The organism is Curvibacter cyanobacteriorum (assembly GCF_028649475.1).
GTDB classification, from domain to species: Bacteria; Pseudomonadota; Gammaproteobacteria; order Burkholderiales; family Burkholderiaceae_C; genus Curvibacter; species Curvibacter cyanobacteriorum.
Window position 1 is genome coordinate 299,905 of the sequence record NZ_JAQSIP010000005.1, and the last position, 18,937, is coordinate 318,841.

Below are 18,937 nucleotides of genomic sequence, written 5' to 3' on the forward strand. Positions count from 1 at the left end.
GCTTTTAAGGGCCCTTGATGCGCCACAAAGGCCCAAGCGATTGCGCGCTGATTTTGCTTGACCCTCCCAGGGTGGCAAGGTTTAGGCTCTGGCCATGACCCCTGTTGCTTCCACCCCCCCCAGCTCCGCCACTGCGACCCCCAACGGCACCGTGCCACCGCCCTCCGTCACCCTGGACCTGGGCATCGAGGGCATGACCTGCTCCGCTTGCGTCACCCGCATCGAGCGCGTGTTGCGCAAGGTGCCCGGGGTGGAACAGGCCAGCGTCAACCTGGCCACCGAGTCGGCCCGCGTGGTGTTCCAGGCTGGGCCGCAGACCGAAGCCAGCCTGCGTCGGGCGGTGCGCGACGCGGGTTACACCCCGCGGGCGCCGGGCGCCGAGGTGTTGGCCGATGACGTGTCGCCCTGGGCGGGGGTGGCCCCGGTGGCGCTGGGGCTGGCCTTGTCCCTGCCCTTGGTCGTGCCGATGCTGGCCGACCTGGTGGGGCAGCACTGGATGCTGCCTGCGCTGTGGCAGTGGCTGCTGGCCACACCGGTGCAGTTTGTCCTGGGTGCGCGCTTTTACCAGGCGGGTTGGCATGCGCTGAAGGCCGGTACTGGCAACATGGATCTGCTGGTGGCACTCGGCACCAGCGCCGGGTACGGCCTGTCCCTGTGGTTGTGGTGGAGCACCCCGGCCGGGCAGATGCCGCACCTGTACTTTGAGGCCTCGGCCGTGGTGGTCACCCTGGTGTTGCTGGGCAAATGGCTGGAGGCGCGGGCCAAGCGCCAGACCACCTCGGCCATCCGGGCCCTGCATGGCCTGCGCCCCGAGGTAGCCCACCTGCTGGGGCCCGAGGGGGAGCTGGATGTGCCCCTGGCCGAGGTGCTGCCTGGTGACCGTCTGGTGGTGCGACCCGGTGAGCGCTTTCCGGTTGACGGTGTGGTGTGCGAGGGGCAAACCCAGGTCGACGAGTCCATGCTGACCGGCGAACCGCTGCCGGTGCCCAAGGGGCTGGGCGCTTCTGTGACCGGTGGCGCCATCAATGGCGAGGGCCGGGTGCTGATGCAGGTCACCGCGGTGGGGGCCGAAACCGTGCTGGCCCACATCATCGCCTTGGTGCAGGACGCGCAGGCGGCCAAGCCACCGATCCAGCGCCTGGCCGACCAGGTGTCGGCGGTGTTTGTGCCCGTGGTGCTGGTGTTGGCCTGGCTGACCTGGCTGGGCTGGGTGCTGACCGGGCATGGCTGGGAGCCCGCCTTGATCCATGCGGTGGCCGTGCTGGTGATCGCCTGCCCCTGTGCCCTGGGCCTGGCCACGCCGGCGGCCATCATGGCAGGCACCGGCGTGGCCGCACGCCAGGGCATTTTGATCAAGGACGCGCAAGCACTGGAGCTGGCCCGCCAGGTGGACACCGTGGTGTTTGACAAGACCGGCACCCTGACCGTGGGCCAGCCCCGGCTGGTGAGCTTCGACCCCGCCGCGGGCGGCGACCCCGCGGCCGCTCTGGCCGTGGCTGCCAGCCTGCAGCGTGGCAGCGAACACCCCCTGGCGCGCGCGGTGTTGGCGCGGGCCGAACACGAGGGCCTGAACGTGCCCCCCGCCACCGACTGGCTGGCCGTGGCCGGGCGTGGTGTGCAGGCCACGGTGCAGGGGCGCAGGTGGCGACTGGGCAGTTGGCGTTGGGCCGAAGAACTGGGGGTCGACCGCGCGGCCTGGGCACCCGCACTGGCGCGCCTGCAAGCGCAGGGGGCCACGGTCTCGGTGCTGATGAGCCCCGCCGCTGAAACGCCCGATGCCGACTGGCTGGTTCACGCTTTGCTGGGTTTCGCCGACGAACCCAAGGCCGAAGCCGCCGCCGCCCTGAGCCGACTGCGGGCCCGGGGCTTGCGCCTGCGGATGCTGTCGGGTGACAACCGCGCCGCGGCCGAAGCCATGGGCCTGCGCCTGGGCCTGGCCGCCACCGAGGTCATGGCCGAGGTGCTGCCCGCTGACAAGGCCGCGTGCATCCAGCGCCTGAAGGCCGAGGGTGCCTGTGTGTTGATGGTGGGCGACGGCGTCAACGATGCGCCCGCCTTGGCCGCCGCCGACGTGGGCATGGCCATGGGCACGGGCACCGATGTCGCCATGCACGCGGCGGGCATCACCCTGATGCGCGGCGATGTGGCGCTGGTGGCCGACGCGCTGGACATCTCCCACCGCACCGTGGCCAAGATCCGGCAGAACCTGTTCTGGGCCTTTGCCTACAACGTCGCGGGCCTGCCTTTGGCGGCCCTGGGTTTCCTCAGTCCGGTGGTGGCGGGGGCGGCGATGGCGCTCAGTTCCGTCAGCGTGATGGGCAATGCCTTGCTTCTCAAACGGTGGCGACGACGAGGGTAAAGCACCTTGCTATTCGGGCTTTCGTCCTATAAAAGTCTGGCAAACTGCCCTTTTGTCCCGGTCGCCTGACCGTTGATTTTTGCCAATGGGGCGGTTGGTGTCCCTCGGATGGCTTCTGGAGATCCCTCATGAATCTTTTTGCGACGATGCGCTTGTTCACCATCCGTTTTCGAATGATTGGTGCGATTGCGGTGGTGCTCAGTCTTCTGGGCATGTTGGGTGGGGCAGGGATGCTGGGCATGTTCCGCATCCAGGGCATGAGCGAAGACTTCATGACCCACTCGTATGCGGCCATGGGCAGCCTGACCGAGCTGCGCGCGGAGCTGGCCCAGGTGCGCCGCTTCGAGAAGGACATGATCATCCAGTATGAAAAGCCCGAGGCCGTGAAGCAATTGCGCGGCAAGTGGCTGGAGTCGATTGGGCGCACCGAGCAAGTGCTCAAGCGCATCGCCGCGGCCGAGGCGGTCAGCGATGCCACCTTGCTCGACACCATTGGCCAGAAGCTGGGCACCTACCGCGATCAGTTTTCGTCGGTGGCGAACCAGCTCGAGTCCAGTGGCTACGAATCCGCCACCACCGCCAACCGCATGAGTGGTCGCGCCGTGGCCCAGTTTGAAGAAGCCGAGAAGGCCCTGATGCAGCTCGAGAAAAGCCTGACCGACCAGGTCAATGGCGCGGTTGCTGACCAGGCCCGCGTGTCCAAGCAGACCCAGTTGCTGTTTGTGGCGGCGGTCATCATCACGGTGCTGGTGGTGGTGCCGCTGACCTTGCTGAACATGCACTCGATCTGCCGCCCGCTCGAGGTGGCTCGCCAGGCGGCCCAGGCGATTGCCGGTGGTGACCTGTCGCGCCGCATCGACCACGACGGCAAGGACGAAGTGGCGGACCTGTTGAAGGCATTGGCGGACATGCAAGCAGGCCTGGGCGCCATGGTGGCGCAGGTGCGCGATGCGAGCGAGAACATCGCCACTGCCAGCCACGAGATTGCCACCGGCAACACCGACCTGTCGGGCCGCACCGAGCAAACCGCCTCGAACGTGCAGACCACCGTGTCGTCCATCAACGACCTGACCGGCAATGTGCAACAGACGGCCTCGTCGGCCCAGCTGGCCAACCAGCTGGCGGCCTCGGCCTCGAGCGCTGCGGTGCGCGGCGGCTCGGTGGTGCGCCAAGCGGTGTCGAGCATGCACGAGATCTCGGCCTCCAGCCGCAAGATCAACGACATCATCGGCCTGATCGACAGCATCGCCTTCCAGACCAACATCCTGGCTTTGAACGCGGCCGTCGAAGCCGCGCGGGCCGGTGAACAAGGCCGTGGTTTTGCCGTGGTGGCCAGCGAAGTGCGCGGCCTGGCACAGCGCTCGGCCCAGGCCGCCAGCGAGATCAAGGGCCTGATCAAGAACAGCGTCACCGCCGTGGACGGCGGCGTGAAACTGGTCGAAGACGCGGGCTCGGCCATGGACGAAATCGTCGGTGGCGTGCAGCGCGTGTCCGACATCATTGGCGAGATCACGGCAGCCGCGTCCGAGCAGTCGAGCGGCATTGGCAACGTCAACCAGTCCGTCAACCAGATCGACCAGATGACCCAGCAGAACGCGGCCCTGGTGGAGCAGTCGGCGGCCGCGGCCGAGTCGCTGCGCGAGCAGGCCGACCGCCTGGCCAGCGTGGTGCGTCAGTTCCGCCTCGACGAAGACCGTGCGGCGCGTGCCGCGGCCCCGCGCGCGGCCTACTTGGCCCAGCGTGAGCCGTCGGGTTTGTTGGGCATGTGAGTTCAGCCCGGCGCCGAGGCTCGCCTGCAGGGGCCCGTCAGAGCGAAAAAAACCGCCCTCATGGGGCGGTTTTTTCATGGCTGGTCTGTGGCGTTCTCGGGGGGCCGCCGGGGCCCTGGGACCGGGCCTCAGGGCGCCAGGGCGGACCTGACGGGACCTGGGGGAGGCTGGCTTCGAGCGCTCAAGGCGAGGGCGATCTGACCGGCGCGATCAGATCAGGCCCCCTCATGCGGCGTTGCCCTTGGACTTGCTGCGCGAGAACCATGACACGTACAGCGAGGGCAGCACCACCAGGGTCAGCAAGGTGGCGGTGACCAGGCCGCCGATGACCACGATGGCCAGCGGGCGTTGGGTCTCGGACCCGATCTCGCGCGACAGCGCCATGGGCAGCAGGCCCAGGGCGGCCAGCAGGGCCGTCATCAGCACGGTGCGCAGGCGCTGCATGGAGCCCAGTCGGGCTGCCTCGTAGACCGTGTGGCCGGCCTTGCGCAGCTGCTGGAACACCGACAGCATCACCACCCCGTTGAGCACCGCCTGGCCGCTGAGCGCGATGAAGCCAATCGCCGCCGACACCGACAAGGGGATGTTGAACAGCCACAGCGCCACAAAGCCGCCCACCAGCGCCAAGGGCACGTTGAGCAGGATCAGCGAAGCCATCTTGAAGGACTTGAAGGCGTCGAACAGCAGCACGAAGATCAGCAGCAGCGAGATCGGCACGACCACCGACAGGCGCTGCATGGCGCGCTCCTGGTTCTCGAATTCACCCGACCAGTTCAGCACATAGCCGTCCGGGATTTGTACCTGGCTCTTGACGCGGGCCTTCATGTCGGCGACCACCGAGCCCATGTCACGGTCCTTGATGAAGATGCCGATCGCCGTGGTGCGGCGACCCGCTTCGCGTGCGATGTTCATCGCGCCACTGGTTTCAGTGATGTGGGTCACCGCGCCCAGTTGCACATAGCCCCCGTCAGGGGTGGAGATGGGGGTGCGCTCCAGGTTGGCGATCACGCGCTCCTCGGGCGGCAGGCGCACGGCCACGGCAAACTTGCGTTCGCCTTCCCACAGGCTGGTGGCGGCCTTGCCGGCGAGTGCGGCTTCGATCACGTCCTGGATGTCGCTGACGTTGAGACCGTAGCGCGCGGCGCGGTCGCGGTCGATGTCGATCAGCAGCTGGGGCACCTGGCCGTCGCGGTCGATCTCGGCCCGCGACACGCCTCGCACCTGCTTGACCTCGCGCGCGATGGCCTCGGTGATGCGCTTCATTTCGGCCAGGTCATCGCCGGCCAGCTTGATCACGATCTGGCCCTTGATCTGCGAGATCGATTCGAGCACGTTGTCGCGGATCGGCTGCGAGAACGCCGGGTCGATGCTGGGGATGGCCGACAGCGCGCGGTCCATCTCGTCGATGATCTTGTCGCGTGTCATGCCCGGGCGCCATTCGGACTCGGGTTTCACGTCGACAAAGATCTCCGCCATGCTGATGGTCTTGGGGTCGGTGCCGTCCTCGGGCTGACCGGCCTTGGACACCGTGGTGCGCACCTCGGGCACCGTCAGCAAAGCCTTGCGCGCCATGCGCAGGATGCGGGCGGCCTCGTCGGTGGACACATTGGGCGAGAGCGCGAAGTTGACCCAGGTGGTGCCTTCGTTGAGCTCGGGCAGGAACTCCGAGCCCAGGCGCGACGCCACCACGCCCGACATCACAAAAGCGCCAACGGCGATCGCGGCGACCTTGCGGCGGTGGTTCAGTGCCCAGCCCAGCACGGGTTCATAGACCTGCTTGGCGCTGCGCACCAGGCGGTTGTCGTCGTGCGGCAGTTTGCGGCGCAGCATCCAGTAGGCCAGCAGCGGCACCAGGGTCAGCGAGAAGATCAGCGAACCGATCAGCGCCATGGTCACCGACAGCGCCATGGGCTGGAAGATGCGGCCTTCGTGGCGTTGCAGCGCAAAGATCGGGATGTGCGCGGCAATGATGATCAGCATCGAGAACAGGGTCGGGCGGCCCACCTCGTTGGCCGCGTCGATGATGGTCTGCTTGCGCTCGGCCTCGGGCATGTCCTCGCGGTTCTCGGACAGGCGGTGCAGGATGTTCTCGATCACGATCACCGCGCCGTCGACGATGATGCCGAAGTCCATCGCCCCCAGGCTCAGCAGGTTGGCCGGCACGCCCATGATCTTCAGGCCCATGAAGGTGGCCAGCAGCGACAGCGGGATCACCACCACCACGGCCAGGCTGGCGCGCAGGTTGGACAGGAACAGGTACAGCACCAGCGACACCAGCAGGGCGCCTTCGACCAGGTTGCGGAAGACGGTGGACAGGGTTTTGTCCATCAGCCAGGTGCGGTCGTAGAAGGGTTCGATCTTCACGCCGGCGGGCAGCACATGGTCGTTGAGGTCGGCGATCTTGTCCTTCACGTTTTTCAGCACGACGCTGGGGTTCTCGCCTTTGCGCATGATGACGATGCCGGTGACGATGTCGTCATCGTCGTCCTGGCCCACCACGCCGAGGCGCGGCACCGCCCCGATCTTGACCTGGGCGATGTCGCGGATCAGGATCGGTGTGCCGTTGCGCGAGGCCACCACGATGCGGCCAATGTCCTCGGCCGAGCGCAGCAAGCCGATGCCGCGGATGGTGTACTGCTGGGCCCCCTGGGCCACGTAGCTGCCGCCAGCGTTGGAGTTGCCGCGACCCAGCGCGTCGAGCAGGTTCTGGAAGTTGAGTTTGTAGGCGCGCAACTTGTCGAGGTCGGGCTGCACCTCGTACTGCTTGATGGCGCCCCCCATGGCCACCACGTCGGCCACGCCAGGCACCTGGCGCAGGCCGCGCTCGACCACCCAGTCTTCGAGTGTGCGCAGCTCGGTGGTGCTTTTGCCGTCACCGCGCAGGCGGTAGCGCATGATCTCGCCCACCGGCGTGGCGTTGGGCGCGATGTCGGCTTCCACGCCCGCGGGCAGGTCCACGCCGCGCAGGCGTTCGCCCACTTGCTGGCGCACCAGGTTGACGTCGGCCTTGTCGTCGTAGGTGACGACCATGAAGCTCAGGCCAAACTGGGTGTGCGAAAAGACCCGGATCGAATTCGGCAGGCCCGACAGGGCCACCTCGATCGGCAGCGTGACCTGCTTTTCAACTTCTTCGGCTGCGCGGCCCGGGTAGAGGGCGATCACGGTGACCTGGGTGTCGGTGACGTCAGGGAAGGCCTCGACCGACAGGTTCTTGAAGGCGATCACCCCCGCCATCGCAAACAGCAGGGTGCCCAGGATGATGAACAGCGGCTGGTGCACCGCGTAATGGATCAGGCGTCTCATGGGGTGTCGGCTTTCTGGGGCGCGCTCGGGCGGCTGGTGTTGCCCGCCGGGTCACCGGCACGGCCCAGGGCTTCTTCCTGGGCCACATGGAACTGGCGTGCCAGCAGCAGGGCGTTGTCGGTCACCACCTGTTCGCCGGGCTGCAGGCCCTGGCTGATCACCACTTCTTTGGGGCCCTGGAAGGACAGGGTGATCTCGCGCGGCTCAAACACCCCGGGCTGGGTTTGCACGAACACGGCGTGGCGGTTGCCGCGCAGCGTGATGGCCGTGGCCGGCACCCGCACGCTGTTCTTGAAGCTTTGACGGATGCGCGCGGTGGCCAGCATTTCGGCCTTCAGGCGCCGGTCGGTGTTGTTGACCAGGCCACGCACCTTGATGGTCCGGGTGCCTGGGTCGATGGCGTCCGAGGCCGCCAGCACCTGGCCGGTGAAGACCACACCGGGGTAGGCGGGGACTTCGAGTTCGAACTTGGCGCCCGGGCTCAGCAGGCCGATGTCCACCTCGCGTGCGTCGATCTGCACCCACAGCGAGCGCGGGTCGCTGATCACGAACAAGGGGGGCGCGCCAGCGCCGGCCGCGTCCGGGCGCACCTCCTGGCCGGGGTTGATGTTGCGTTCCACCACCACGCCTTTGATGCCGCTGCTCAGGGTCAGTTGCTGGTTGACCTGGTGGCCGCCGCCATAGAGCGCGGTGCGCGCCTGGGCCCGGGTGGCTTCGGCCTGGGCGCGCGCGGCGTCGGCCTCGCTTTGTTCCAGGTCCTTGCGCGCGATGATGCCGGCGTTGAACAACTCGCGCTGGCGCTGCAGGGTCTGCAGCGCCTGGCGTGCGTCGATCAGGGCGCGGGCGGTGTCGGCCTGTGCCTGGCCCAGTTCGGGCGAGGCCATGCGCGCCAGCGGCGAACCCACGTCCACGGCCTGGCCCACGTCGGCCTGGATGGCGGTCACGCGACCGGCCAGCGCGGGGTAGAGGCGCTGCGTGCGTTCTTCGTTCCAGACCAGGCGCGAGGGCAGGTCGATCGGGATCTCTTGCGCCGGCTGGGCCGGGTGGGTGGCCAGCAGCGCCAGCTGCGGGTGACCCGCCGGGAAGCGCAGTTGCTGGCCTTGCACCGTGGGGCCCGGTGGGGGCGCTGGTGCGGGGGCCTTGGGCTCATTGCAGGCGGTCAACAGCATCGACACGGCCAGGGCGCAGCCCAGCGCCAGGGCTGAGCGGGAACGGGGGATCAGGGAACGCATGGGAATGTCCGGGGTAAGGGAGCGCATCGGCGGTCGAATCAAGGGGTGGCCAGCAAGGTGTCGGGCTGGGTGCGCAGCAGCCAGTTGCCCCGCGCACGGGCATGGTCCGCGCGTGCGTTGATGGCTTCGATCAGGGTGGCGCGCAGGGTGCGGCGCGCGTCCAGCAGGTCGACCAGGGGCACGGCACCCTGGCGGTAGGCGAGCTCGGCGCCGTCGGCCACCTGGCGAGCTCGCGGCAGGATGTCACGCTCGTAGCGCTGCACCCGACCGTCGCTGGTGATCAGGCTTTGTTGCAGGGTCTGCAGCTCCAGCCGAGCGCTCAGGCGGGTGCGCTCCAGCGCATGGCGGGCTTGCTCGAGGTTGGCCAGGGCCCGGGCGATTTCGCCCTGGTAGCTGTAGTTGGCTTGCAGGGGCATCTGCAGGCGCAGCTCCAGCAGCCGTGTCGAGGTGCCGGGGTAGTGGTCCACCGAGGCACCCCAGGTAATGTCGCTGCGGGTCAGGGCCTGGGCGTTGTCCACCGCGGCCTGGGCCGACTGCACCCGCGCCAGCGCGGCACGCACATCGGCGCGGGCTTCGATCAGCGATTCGAGATCGGCCGGCGTGGCCACCGCTTGCAGCGAGGGCCAGTCGGCCGCCACCCGGGGGGCGCCGGCTTGGCCCAGCACCTGGCTCAGCGCGGCGGCGGCGCGCTGGCGGTCCAGTTCGGCCTGTTGCACGTCGCTTTGGGCACGTTGGGCTTCGATCTCGATGCGCGCCGCGTCCTGGGCGGCCAGGTCGCCCGCCTTCACGCGGCGGGCCGCGGTGCTGGCCCATTGCGACAGGTTCTGGCCGATGGCGCTGATCTCGCTGAGCCGCTCTTGGGCGGCCAGCAGGTCATAGAACCCATTCAGGCCCGCCTGCAACTGCTGCAGCTGCATGTCCTCGACGTCGGACTGCGCCGCGTCGGCGGCCCGTTGGGCCGACAGGGTGCGCAGTTCGCGCTTGTTGCCGCGTTCCCAGGTCCAGTCGATGCCCAGGCTTTTGTCGACGCGCTTGCGGTTGACCCAGTTGCCCCCGCCGACCCCGTTTTGCAGGTCCATCTGGCTGGCCTTGGCGGTCAGCACGGGCAGGGGGGCGTGGTCGGCGCTTTTCACGTCGGCGGCGGCCGCGGCGGCCAGGTCGCGCGTGAGTTGCACGTCCAGGTTCAGGCGTGCGCTTTGCAGCACCTGGCCCAGCCGCAAGGGGCTGTCAGTGGGCGCGCTGGTTTGCGCCAAGGTGGGGAGGCTGGTGGCCAACAAGGCCAGCAGACACAGCTGTCGTATGCTCATCGCTCATTTATGCTTGGCGCTCGCTGACCACCACCTGACCTGCGGTCGCCGGTGGCCGCGGTGAGCATCAGGGTTTACCTGTGGGACGAGGGGCATCGGACTGTGCGAATTCTGGTGATTGAGGACGACAACGTGCTGCGCGATGTGATGGTGCGCAGCCTGACCGAGGCAGGGCACCGGGTGGATCCGGCCGCCACGCTGCGTGAGGCAGAGCACTATTGGCGTGTCCAACCCTTTGATGCCGTGCTGCTCGACCTCAACCTGCCCAGTGGCCAGGCCGACGGGGGCATGGGCAGTGGTCTGAGCCTGTTGCGCGCCGCGCGCAGCCGCGGCGACCAGGTGCCGGTGCTGGTGTTGACCGCGCGCGACCGCACCGAGGAGCGCATCGCCGGCCTCGATGCCGGGGCCGACGACTACCTGGGCAAACCGTTTGACCTCGCCGAAGTCGAGGCACGCCTGCGCGCCCTGGTGCGGCGCAGCCTGGGCACCCAGGACGTGTCGGTGGTGGGCGCCCTGATGCTGGACCGCAAGGCACGCCGCCTGAGCCTGCGGGGCGAGCCCTTTGACCTGCCTGCGCGTGAATTCGAGGTGCTGTGGGAGCTGATGACCCCGCCCGGTCGCGTGGTCAGCAAGCGGGCCTTGGCCGACAAGTTGTCGAGTTTTGACGAGGCGCTGGGCGACAACGCGCTGGAGGCTTTCATCTCGCGCTTGCGCAAGAAGCTGGCCGGCAGTGGCGCGGGCATCCGCACCCTGCGTGGCCTGGGTTACTTGCTGGAAGCCGGTGATGTCTGAGCCGGACACCGAGTCCGCGGCCTACCCCTCGCTGCGCTCGCGCCTGTTGCGCCACGTTCTGCTGCCGCTGGGCCTGGTCTGGCTGGCGGGCTCGGTGGTGGTGATCTCCGTGGCCAGCCACTTCACGCAGGCGGCCTACGACCGCTCGCTGCTCGACGACGCCTATTCGGTGGCCAACAACGTGCGCGCCAACGAGGCCGGGCTGGAGTTGATGTTGTCCACCCGCGAGGTGCGCGCCGTGCTGTTCGACCAGGTGGAGAGCGTGTACTTTGCCGTGCGCCGGGCCGACGGCAGCCTGCTCACCGGGCAGGCAGGCCTGTTCATGCCCGATGAGCCCGCCGAACCCGACGCGCCCCCGTTCCGCTTTGCCAACATCAGCTTCCAGGGCAAGCCTTTGCGGGCGGTGCGCCTGCAGCGCAGCGACCCACAGGCTTTTGAAGTGGTGATGGCCCAGACCACCCAAAGCCGCAGTGCGTTGCTGCGCAGCCTGCTGCTGTACTCGGTGATCCCCGAGGTCTTGCTGCTGGTCATCTTGGCGGCCTGGCTGAGCCGTGCCATCCGACGTGACTTGCAGCCCTTGACCAGCCTGCAACAGGCCATGGAACAGCGCGATGCGCAGGACCTGACCCCCCTGCCTGTGGTGGCCAACACGCGCGACGTGCACCGCCTGGCCACGGCCCTGAATGGTTTGCTGATCCGTGTGGCGCGCGGGGTGCAGGCCCAGCGCGAGTTTGCCGGCAATGTGGCGCACGAACTGCGCACCCCGCTGGCCGGCATCCGCGCGCTGGCCGAGTACGGGCTGGCGCAAAAGGAGCCCGAGGCCTGGCGCGACCAACTGCAGCGCATTGTGGGCAGCGAGGCGCGTGCCAGCCACCTGGTGGACCAGTTGCTGGCGCTGGCGCTGGCCGATGAGGCGCGCACCCAGATGCAGGCGGTGCCGGTGGCCCTGGACGCCTTGGTGCGCGACGCCGTGCTGCGCCTGTTGTCACGCGCCGATGCCGCCGGGGTGGACCTGGGGGCGCAAGGGCTGGACGAGCCGGTCACGGTGTTGGCCCAGGCCACCTTGCTCGAGGGCATCCTGAACAACCTGCTGGACAACGCGCTGCGCTATGGCGTGCCCACTGCGGGGCAGCCGCGCAGCATCACGGTGGAGCTGCGGGTTGACGGGGATGGTGTGCAGCTGTGGGTGCTGGACAACGGCCCCGGCATCGCCCCGCTGGAACGCGAGCGCATCCTGCAGCGCTGGGTGCGGGGTGAGGAGCGCGAATGGATGGGCGAAGGGGCGGGCCTGGGCATGGCCATCGTGTCGCGCTACGCCCAGCTGATGGGGGCCCGCTTTGAGCTGGGCAGCGGCCCCCTCGGGGTGGGCCTGCGCGCGGGCATCGTGCTGCCCGCCGACAAGGTGGTGCGCGCGCCGGCTCTGGCGGCGACTTGATCTGGGTCAGGGACGCCCCCAGGCGCCCATGGCACCCTGCGGGCTTCGTTTTCAATCCCCGGAGCACGACATGGCACAGGCTTGCATCAAGGTCATCCAGGAAGAACACACCGCGTTGGCGGCCATGCTGCGTTCCATGCTGATGATGCTGGACCGGGGTCCGGGCGATGAGCCTGCGGGCTTTTTCGACGTCATGCGCGCGATGTTGTTCTACATCGATGAGTTTCCCGAAAAGCTGCACCACCCCAAGGAATCGGACCTGCTGTTTCCGCGCGTGGCACGCCACTCGCCGCACGTCATGACGGTGGTTGAGCAGCTGGAGCGCGACCACATGAAAGGCGAGGCCGCGGTGCGCGAGCTGCAGCACCTGCTGCTGGCCTGGGAGCTGATGGGCGACACCCGGCGGCCGCGCTTTGAAGAAGAGCTGCGCCGCTACGTCAACTTCTACCTCGACCACATGCGGCTGGAGGAGACGGTGATCATTCCCGAGGCGCGCAAGGTGCTCAACGAGCAGGATTGGAAGGCCCTCGACGAGGCGTTCCTGAGCCATGTCGACCCGCTGGCCAACCCGCAGCGGCGCGACCCGGCCTACGACCGCCTGTTCACCCGCATCGTGATGCGCGCGCCCAGCCCGGTGGGCCTGGGCTGAGCCGCACGCACTGGATGGGGCCGGCGCCTCAGGGTTCTTGGTCGTGGCTGGGCGGGGTCCACATCTGGTGGGCGTCGAGCAGCAGGCGGCTTTGGCTTTCCAGCACATCGAGGCGCACGGCATCGGCGTTGAGCTGGGCTTCGAGCGCCAGCCGGCGCGACTGCAGCGCCTCGCCCAGCGGCAGTTCCCCCAGGCTGTAGGCGCGCGTGGCCAGGGCCGCGGCCTGGGCCATCCGCTGCCCGGCCGCGTCGAGTGAGCGCCAGGCGGCTTCGCCTTCGCTGGCCAGCAGGGCCACGCGCCAGGCGTCGTTGCTGACGCGCTGGCGCACCTCGGCCGCCTTGTCGCGTGCCACCTGGGCCAGGGCCAGCGCGGTCTGCTCGTCGGCGCGGCGTGCCGCACCACCCAGGGGCAGCGACAGGTAGACCCCCCACACCCGTTCGGCACCACCCCGTTCACGCGAGGCGCGCACGCCAACCGAGGGGTCGGCCTGCTTGTCCAGCGCGGCGCGGCGGGCCTGCAGCTCGGCTTGTTGCGCCTGGGCTTCGGCCAGTTCCAGCTCGTGGTTGTCGGCCAACACGCGCTCGACCCAGTCGGCGGCGCTGTCGGGCAGCGGGCTGGGGGCGGGCAGGGGGGCGGCGGTCAACGATTGCACCGAGGCCAGCAGTGCCGGGTAGCGCCGCAGCAGCTCGGTCTGCTGGCTGCGTTCGCGCGCCCTGGCCTGTTGCCAGGCCGCCTGGGCGCGGCTGGCTTCGGCCTCGGCCTGCAGCCCCTCGAGCCGGGCCGCCTCGCCGGCCTGGATGCGGCGCTGCACCACCTGGTGCTGCTGCTCGGCGAGCTGGCGCTGCTCGTCCAGGGTGCGGCTGCTGCGCCATTCGCGCAGCCAGTCGAACCAGGCCTTCAGCAGGCTGCGGGCGGACTCGTGCCAGGTGTCCTCGAAGGCCAGCGTGCCGACCTCGACTTCGGCCTGACCCATGGCCTGGTCGGTGCGTTGTTTGCCTGGCAGGCGCAGGCCGCGCTCGAGCGCGATCTCGGTTTCGGTGAAGCGCGGGCCCAGGCTTTCGCGGCGTTGCTGCACGCCGGACCGGACCGTCCATTCGTGCGGCCCGGCGGCCAGCCGCGCCTGCCGGCCCTGGGCCACGCCGACCCCGGCGTGGGCGGCTTGCACCGCGGGCTGTTGCAGCAGCATGGCGCGCACCGGTGCGTCCGGGGGCAGCACCTGGTGCAGGCCGGCCACCCAGGGTTGGTGCTCGGGCTGGAGGCGGGCCTGCGGGTTGGTGTGGGCCGGGTGTTCACCGGCGGCCCAGGCCGGGCCTGCCAGGGTGGCACTCAGCAGGCCACTCAGCAGGCCACTCAGCAGGGCGGTCAGCACGGTGGGCCCCAGGCGGGGCAGGCGGACCGGGGTGTGGACGGCGGCGCGGGGGCGCGGCCACAAGGCGTTGGGGGTCATGTGAGGCTTCCGTGGGCCAGCACCGGCGTGGTCCACCAGTGCACGTCGGGGTGGGGCAGGGCGGCCCGCAGCGCTTGCAGGCGCGCGGGCACGTCGGCTGTCGGCAGCATCAGCTGCACCAGGCTGCGCCGGGCCCGGCCATGCACTTGCTCCAGCGCGCTGGGCAGGGGCACACCGGGGCCCAGCTGCTGGGCTGGCCAGACGTTCAGCGGCGGCAGCCCTGGCTGGGCTTGCAGGGCATCGAGCAAAGCGGTCTCCAGCGCCTGGGGCAAGGACAGGTGCAGCAGGCACAGCGGCGGGCTCGACGCAGCGGGATCGTGGGGCTCGGGGCTCAGGGGCGTCATGCGGTGAGGGGGCGCGAAGGCCGGTGAAAGTGGCGGTACAGCAAGGGCAACAAGAACAGGGTCAGCACGGTGGCGCTGAACAGGCCGCCCATCACCACGGTGGCCAGCGGGCGCTGGATCTCCGAGCCCGGGCCCGTGGCCAGCAGCAGGGGCACCAGGCCCAGCGCGGTGATGCAGGCCGTCATCAGCACCGGGCGCAGGCGGCGCAGGCAACCCTGGCGCACCACCTCGTGGAGCGGCAGGCCTTGTTCGGCCAACTGGTTGAAGCAGGTCACCAGCACCAGACCATTGAGCACCGCGATGCCCATCAGCGCGATGAAGCCCACCGAGGCCGGCACCGACAGGTAGGTGCCCGTGGCCCCGAGCGCAAACACCCCGCCGATCAGGGCGAAGGGGATGTTGACGAACACCAGCAGGGCCTGGCGCAGCTGGCCCAGGGTGGCGAACAGCACCAGCAGGATCAGCGCCAGCGCCACCGGCACGACCACGGCCAGGCGCGCTGCGGCACGTTGCTGGTTCTCGAACTGGCCACCCCAGGCCAGCTGGTAACCCGGCGGCAGGGTCACCTCGCGGGCCACGGCGGCCTGCGCGTCTTCGACAAAGCCAACCAGGTCGCGGTCCCGCACATTGGCGCGCACCACCGACATGCGCATGGATCTCTCGCGCTCGATCTTCACCGGGCCGTCCACCCGGCGCAGCTCGGCCACATGGCTCAGCGGCACCGAGGCCCCGTCGGGCAGAGGCAGGCGCAGCTGGGCAAACTGCTCGGGCGCCAGGCGCAGGCTGTCGCCGCCGCGGATCATCAGTGGCACGCGGCGGATGCCCTGCACCACGGTGCCGCTGCGCTGGCCTTCGAGCAGGGCGCGCAGGTCGTTTTGCACCTGCTCCACCGTCAGCCCCAGGCGGCCGATGGCGACCCGGTTGAGCGACACGCTGAGGTATTGCACGCCCTCGTTCTGGGCCGTGATCACGTCCTCGTTGCCGGGCACGGTTTGCAGCACTTGCACGATCTGCTGGGCCAGTTGCGCCAGGGTTTGCGGGTCGGGGCCAAACACCTTGATGGCCAGGTCGCCGCGCACGCCCGAGAGCATCTCGGAGGTGCGCATCTCGATCGGCTGCGTGAAGCCGATGTTGATGCCCGGCACGTCTTGCACCGCCTCGCGGATCTTGTCGATCAGGGCCTCCTTGTTGGGCACGCTCCAGCGTTCGCGCGGCTGCAGCACCAGGAAGGTGTCGGTGTCGTTGAGGCCCATGGGGTCCAGCCCCAGTTCGTCGGTGCCGACGCGCGCGATGATGCTGGCCACCTCGGGCACCGCTTGCAGGATGCGGCGTTGCAGCGCAAGGTCGGTGGCGCTGGAGGCCTCGAGCGAGATCGAGGGCAGCTTCTCCACCTGCAGCAGCACATCGCCCTCATCGAGCGCGGGCATGAAGGACTTACCCAGCAGCGGGAACAGGGCCAGCGCCGCCACCAGGGCGATCAAGGCGCCCGTGACCACGCTGCGCGTGTGGCCCAGCGCCCAGTCGAGCAGCGGCGTGTACCGTGCTTCCAGCCAGCGCACCAGCCACGGCGAGCGGTGCGCGTGGCCCGCGGCGGGGGCGTGCAGCAGCCACGACGCCAGCGCCGGGATGACGGTCAGCGACAGCAGCAGCGAGGCGCCCAGCGCGAACACGATGGTCAGCGCCACGGGGCTGAACAACTTGCCCTCCAAACCCTGCAGCGTGAGCAGGGGCAGGAACACGATCATGATGATCGCCACCCCCGCGCCGACCGGGGTGGCCACCTCGGCGGTGGCGCGGAACACATGGTGGCGGTTGGGCAGGGCCCGGGCCGAAGGGCTCAGGCTGGCCTGGCGCGCCTCGATGTTTTCGACCACCACCACCGCCGCGTCGACCAGCATGCCGATGGCAATCGCCAGGCCGCCGAGCGACATCAGGTTGGCCGACAAACCCCATTGCTGCATCAGCACGAAGGTGGCCAGTGCCGACAGCGGCAGGATCAGTGCCACCACCAGCGCGGCGCGCAAATTACCCAGGAACAGCAGCAGCAGGACCAGCACCAGCACGGTGGCTTCGGCCAGCGCCTTGGCCACGGTCTGGGTGGCGCGACCGACCAGCTCGCCACGGTCGTAAAAGGTCACGATGCGCATGCCCTGGGGCAGGCCCTTGCCCAGGGTGTCCAGTGTGGCGCGCACCTCGCGCACCAACTGGCGGGCGTTGGCGCCGCGCAGGCCCAGCACCAGGCCTTCGACGGTTTCGCCTTCGCCGTTGCGCGTCACGGCGCCGTAGCGGGCCAGCTCACCCAGCCGCACCTGCGCCACCTCACCGACGCGCACCGACTGCCCCTGTTGCTGGCGGATGCTGATCTGGCGCACGTCCTCGAGGTCGCGGATGCTGCCGTCGCTGCGCACCAGCAGCGATTCTTCGCCACTGACCAGGCGGCCGGCGCCGTCGTTGCGGTTGTTGCCCTCGAGCGCGGCCTGCAACTGGCTCAGTGAAAGCTGGCGGGCGCTGAGCGCGGCCAGGTCGGGCACCACCTCGAAGGTCTGCACCACGCCGCCCAGCGAGTTGACGTCCGCCACCCCGGGCAGGCTGCGCAGGCGGGGCCGGATCAGGGTGTCGAGCACGATGCGGCGCTCGGCCAGGCTGGCCTCGCCTTCGAGCGTGAACATGAACATCTCGCCCAGGGGCGTGGTGATGGGCGCCAAGCCACCGCTGAGGCCGGGGGGCAGGTCGCCCAGGACGCCGTTCAGGCGTTCGCTGACCTGCTGGCGGGCCCAGTAGATGTCGGTGTCGTCGGCAAAGTCGAGCGTGATGTCGGCGATCGCGTACTTGCTGGTGGAGCGCAGCATGACCTGCTTGGGGATGCCCAGCAGCTCTTGTTCGATGGGGGCGACGATGCGCGATTCCACCTCCGCCGGGGTCATGCCCGGGGCCTTGAGGATCAGCTTGACCTGGGTGGTCGAGACATCGGGGAAGGCGTCGATGGGCAGCTCGCGCCCGGCCAGCACGCCGGCACCGATCAGCGCCAGGGTGAGCACCAGGGTGAACAGGCGCTGCGACAGCGCCAGGGCAATCAGGCGGCTCAGCATCACGGGGCTTTCGGGGCGGCGCTGGTGGCGGGGGCGGCCGCGGGTTTGGCCGCTGCGTCTTCTTGGCCCAGGCCTTGCCAGACCCCCTTCAGGGCGGCGGTGCCTTTGACCACCACGGCGTCACCCGCGCGCACGCCGCTGAGCACGGTGACCCGCGCGCCGCCGCCGGGCGCCAGCGTCACGGCCACCGGTTCATAGCCCTTGGCGCGCTGCACAAACACATGCGGCTGGCCGCCGTGCAGCACCACGGCTTCGGCCGGCAGCCCGACCCCTGCGGCGGCCCCCGGCGCGTTGACCGCGGCGGCGCGCAGTTGCACAAACTGGTTCAGGCGCAGGCAGCGCTCGGGGCTGTTGAAGTCGGCCCGCAACAGGGCCGACTGGCTGCCGCTGTTGACCTGGGGCGTGATGGCCACGAGCCGCGCGGGGGCCTTGCAGCCGTCCACCTGCAGGCTCTGGCCCACCTGCAGCCAGGGCAGTTGTTGCTGGCTCGCCTGCACCTCGATGCTGAGGCGCCCGTGGCGGGCCAGGCGCGCCACGGGCATGCCGGCCTCCAGCCGCTGGCCCGGGCTCGCGTCCAGCCCCAGCACGGTGCCGGCCGCGGGGGCCAGCAGCGTCAGGTGCGGGTCGAGCTGGCGTTGCTGCAGCTGCCGCTGCGACAGGCCGGCCAGTTGCAGGGCCTGGGTCTTCTCGTCCAGCGAGACCTGGGCCATGCGCGCCTGGCTGCGGGTTTCGCGCAGACGCTGCTCGGCGATGATGCCTTCGCCAAACAACTGTTCGTCGCGTTGCAGGCGCTCGCGTGCCAGCTGGGCCTGTGCGTCGGCATGCAGCCATTCACGTTGCCATTCGATCAGTTGCGGGCTCAGCAGGCGCGCCACCGGGGTGCCCGCGGCCACGCTCTGGCCGGGGCTGACCAGCAGGCTCTGCACCACGCCCGCCAGCGGCGTGCTGACCATGTCGCTGGCCTGGCTGGGCAGCACCACGGTGCCTTGCAGCAGCAGGTTGCGTTGTGGGTCGTCCTGGGGGGCGACACTGGCGGTCTGGGTGCGCAGGCCGGCGGCCTCGGCCTGGGCCGGGGTCAGGGCCAACAGTTCAGCGGCGTGGGGCGCTTGCAGTGGCAGCAGGGCCAGCAGGCAGGCGCCGAGCCAGGCGACAGGGGTGCGGTGGGAAGGGGTCATGGTGGGGGCAAGGGTGACAGCGTTTCGTGGCGGGCG

Annotated in this window: 12 protein-coding genes; 5 read left to right on the forward strand and 7 right to left on the reverse strand. The window is 69.5% G+C overall.

Annotation, left to right across the window (positions count from 1 at the left end; genetic code table 11):
* The first annotated feature begins 94 nt into the window (after nt 1–94).
* A complete protein-coding gene (locus PSQ40_RS13280; protein ID WP_409338590.1) occupies nt 95–2,359 on the forward strand; it encodes a heavy metal translocating P-type ATPase in 2,265 nt (754 codons plus the stop codon).
* 128 nt (nt 2,360–2,487) lie between these two features.
* Complete coding sequence (locus tag PSQ40_RS13285) at nt 2,488–4,128, forward strand: methyl-accepting chemotaxis protein (protein WP_273952013.1); 1,641 nt, start codon at nt 2,488–2,490, stop codon at nt 4,126–4,128.
* A gap of 225 nt (nt 4,129–4,353) precedes the next feature.
* On the opposite strand, the gene PSQ40_RS13290 is transcribed toward PSQ40_RS13285, so the two are convergent.
* The 3 genes from PSQ40_RS13290 to PSQ40_RS13300 are packed head-to-tail and all read right to left on the reverse strand — an operon-like array spanning nt 4,354 to nt 9,970.
* The gene (locus tag PSQ40_RS13290; RefSeq protein ID WP_273952014.1) at nt 4,354–7,431 is read right to left on the reverse strand and encodes an efflux RND transporter permease subunit; all 3,078 of its coding nucleotides are present in this window, start codon (nt 7,429–7,431) and stop codon (nt 4,354–4,356) included.
* Nucleotides 7,428–8,663: an efflux RND transporter periplasmic adaptor subunit gene (locus PSQ40_RS13295; RefSeq protein ID WP_273952015.1), complete on the reverse strand. Its 1,236-nt coding sequence runs from the start codon at nt 8,661–8,663 to the stop codon at nt 7,428–7,430. Before PSQ40_RS13295 ends, PSQ40_RS13290 begins: the two co-directional genes overlap by 4 nt.
* A gap of 38 nt (nt 8,664–8,701) precedes the next feature.
* A complete protein-coding gene (locus PSQ40_RS13300) occupies nt 8,702–9,970 on the reverse strand; it encodes a TolC family protein (protein ID WP_273952016.1) in 1,269 nt (422 codons plus the stop codon).
* A 102-nt stretch (nt 9,971–10,072) separates the two neighbouring features.
* On the opposite strand from PSQ40_RS13300, the gene PSQ40_RS13305 reads away from it, so the two are divergent.
* From PSQ40_RS13305 to PSQ40_RS13315, 3 genes are all read left to right on the forward strand, one after another.
* Nucleotides 10,073–10,762, forward strand: a complete 690-nt coding sequence (locus PSQ40_RS13305; protein ID WP_273952049.1) for a response regulator transcription factor — start codon at nt 10,073–10,075, stop codon at nt 10,760–10,762.
* Nucleotides 10,755–12,197: a sensor histidine kinase gene (locus tag PSQ40_RS13310; RefSeq protein WP_273952017.1), complete on the forward strand. Its 1,443-nt coding sequence runs from the start codon at nt 10,755–10,757 to the stop codon at nt 12,195–12,197. Before PSQ40_RS13305 ends, PSQ40_RS13310 begins: the two co-directional genes overlap by 8 nt.
* A 70-nt stretch (nt 12,198–12,267) precedes the next feature.
* Nucleotides 12,268–12,846 carry a hemerythrin domain-containing protein gene (locus PSQ40_RS13315; RefSeq protein WP_273952018.1) on the forward strand — a complete coding sequence of 193 codons (579 nt, stop codon included), beginning with the start codon at nt 12,268–12,270 and terminating at the stop codon, nt 12,844–12,846.
* A 28-nt stretch (nt 12,847–12,874) separates the two neighbouring features.
* Here the strand turns inward: PSQ40_RS13315 and PSQ40_RS13320 are convergent, their stop codons facing one another.
* The 4 genes from PSQ40_RS13320 to PSQ40_RS13335 are packed head-to-tail and all read right to left on the reverse strand — an operon-like array spanning nt 12,875 to nt 18,901.
* Complete coding sequence (locus PSQ40_RS13320; RefSeq protein WP_273952019.1) at nt 12,875–14,293, reverse strand: TolC family protein; 1,419 nt, start codon at nt 14,291–14,293, stop codon at nt 12,875–12,877.
* Nucleotides 14,290–14,637, reverse strand: coding sequence for a DUF3240 family protein (locus tag PSQ40_RS13325; RefSeq protein ID WP_273952020.1), 348 nt, complete (start codon nt 14,635–14,637; stop codon nt 14,290–14,292). Before PSQ40_RS13325 ends, PSQ40_RS13320 begins: the two co-directional genes overlap by 4 nt.
* Entirely contained in the window at nt 14,634–17,726 is a 3,093-nt protein-coding gene (locus PSQ40_RS13330; RefSeq protein WP_273952021.1) for an efflux RND transporter permease subunit, read from the reverse strand. Before PSQ40_RS13330 ends, PSQ40_RS13325 begins: the two co-directional genes overlap by 4 nt.
* Entirely contained in the window at nt 17,726–18,901 is a 1,176-nt protein-coding gene (locus PSQ40_RS13335; RefSeq protein WP_273952022.1) for an efflux RND transporter periplasmic adaptor subunit, read from the reverse strand. The genes PSQ40_RS13330 and PSQ40_RS13335 overlap by 1 nt, the downstream gene beginning before the upstream one ends.
* Between the last annotated feature and the right edge of the window lie 36 nt (nt 18,902–18,937).

Excerpts from the sequence above, each read along its gene's own strand:
- PSQ40_RS13280 (WP_409338590.1), top strand. The coding sequence starts at position 95 with ATGACCCCTGTTGCTTCCACCCCCCCCAGCTCCGCCACTGCGACCCCC.
- PSQ40_RS13285 (WP_273952013.1), top strand. The coding sequence starts at position 2,488 with ATGAATCTTTTTGCGACGATGCGCTTGTTCACCATCCGTTTTCGAATG.
- PSQ40_RS13290 (WP_273952014.1), bottom strand. The coding sequence starts at position 7,431 with ATGAGACGCCTGATCCATTACGCGGTGCACCAGCCGCTGTTCATCATC.
- PSQ40_RS13295 (WP_273952015.1), bottom strand. The coding sequence starts at position 8,663 with ATGCGTTCCCTGATCCCCCGTTCCCGCTCAGCCCTGGCGCTGGGCTGC.
- PSQ40_RS13300 (WP_273952016.1), bottom strand. The coding sequence starts at position 9,970 with ATGAGCATACGACAGCTGTGTCTGCTGGCCTTGTTGGCCACCAGCCTC.
- PSQ40_RS13310 (WP_273952017.1), top strand. The coding sequence starts at position 10,755 with ATGTCTGAGCCGGACACCGAGTCCGCGGCCTACCCCTCGCTGCGCTCG.
- PSQ40_RS13315 (WP_273952018.1), top strand. The coding sequence starts at position 12,268 with ATGGCACAGGCTTGCATCAAGGTCATCCAGGAAGAACACACCGCGTTG.
- PSQ40_RS13320 (WP_273952019.1), bottom strand. The coding sequence starts at position 14,293 with ATGACCCCCAACGCCTTGTGGCCGCGCCCCCGCGCCGCCGTCCACACC.
- PSQ40_RS13325 (WP_273952020.1), bottom strand. The coding sequence starts at position 14,637 with ATGACGCCCCTGAGCCCCGAGCCCCACGATCCCGCTGCGTCGAGCCCG.
- PSQ40_RS13330 (WP_273952021.1), bottom strand. The coding sequence starts at position 17,726 with ATGCTGAGCCGCCTGATTGCCCTGGCGCTGTCGCAGCGCCTGTTCACC.
- PSQ40_RS13335 (WP_273952022.1), bottom strand. The coding sequence starts at position 18,901 with ATGACCCCTTCCCACCGCACCCCTGTCGCCTGGCTCGGCGCCTGCCTG.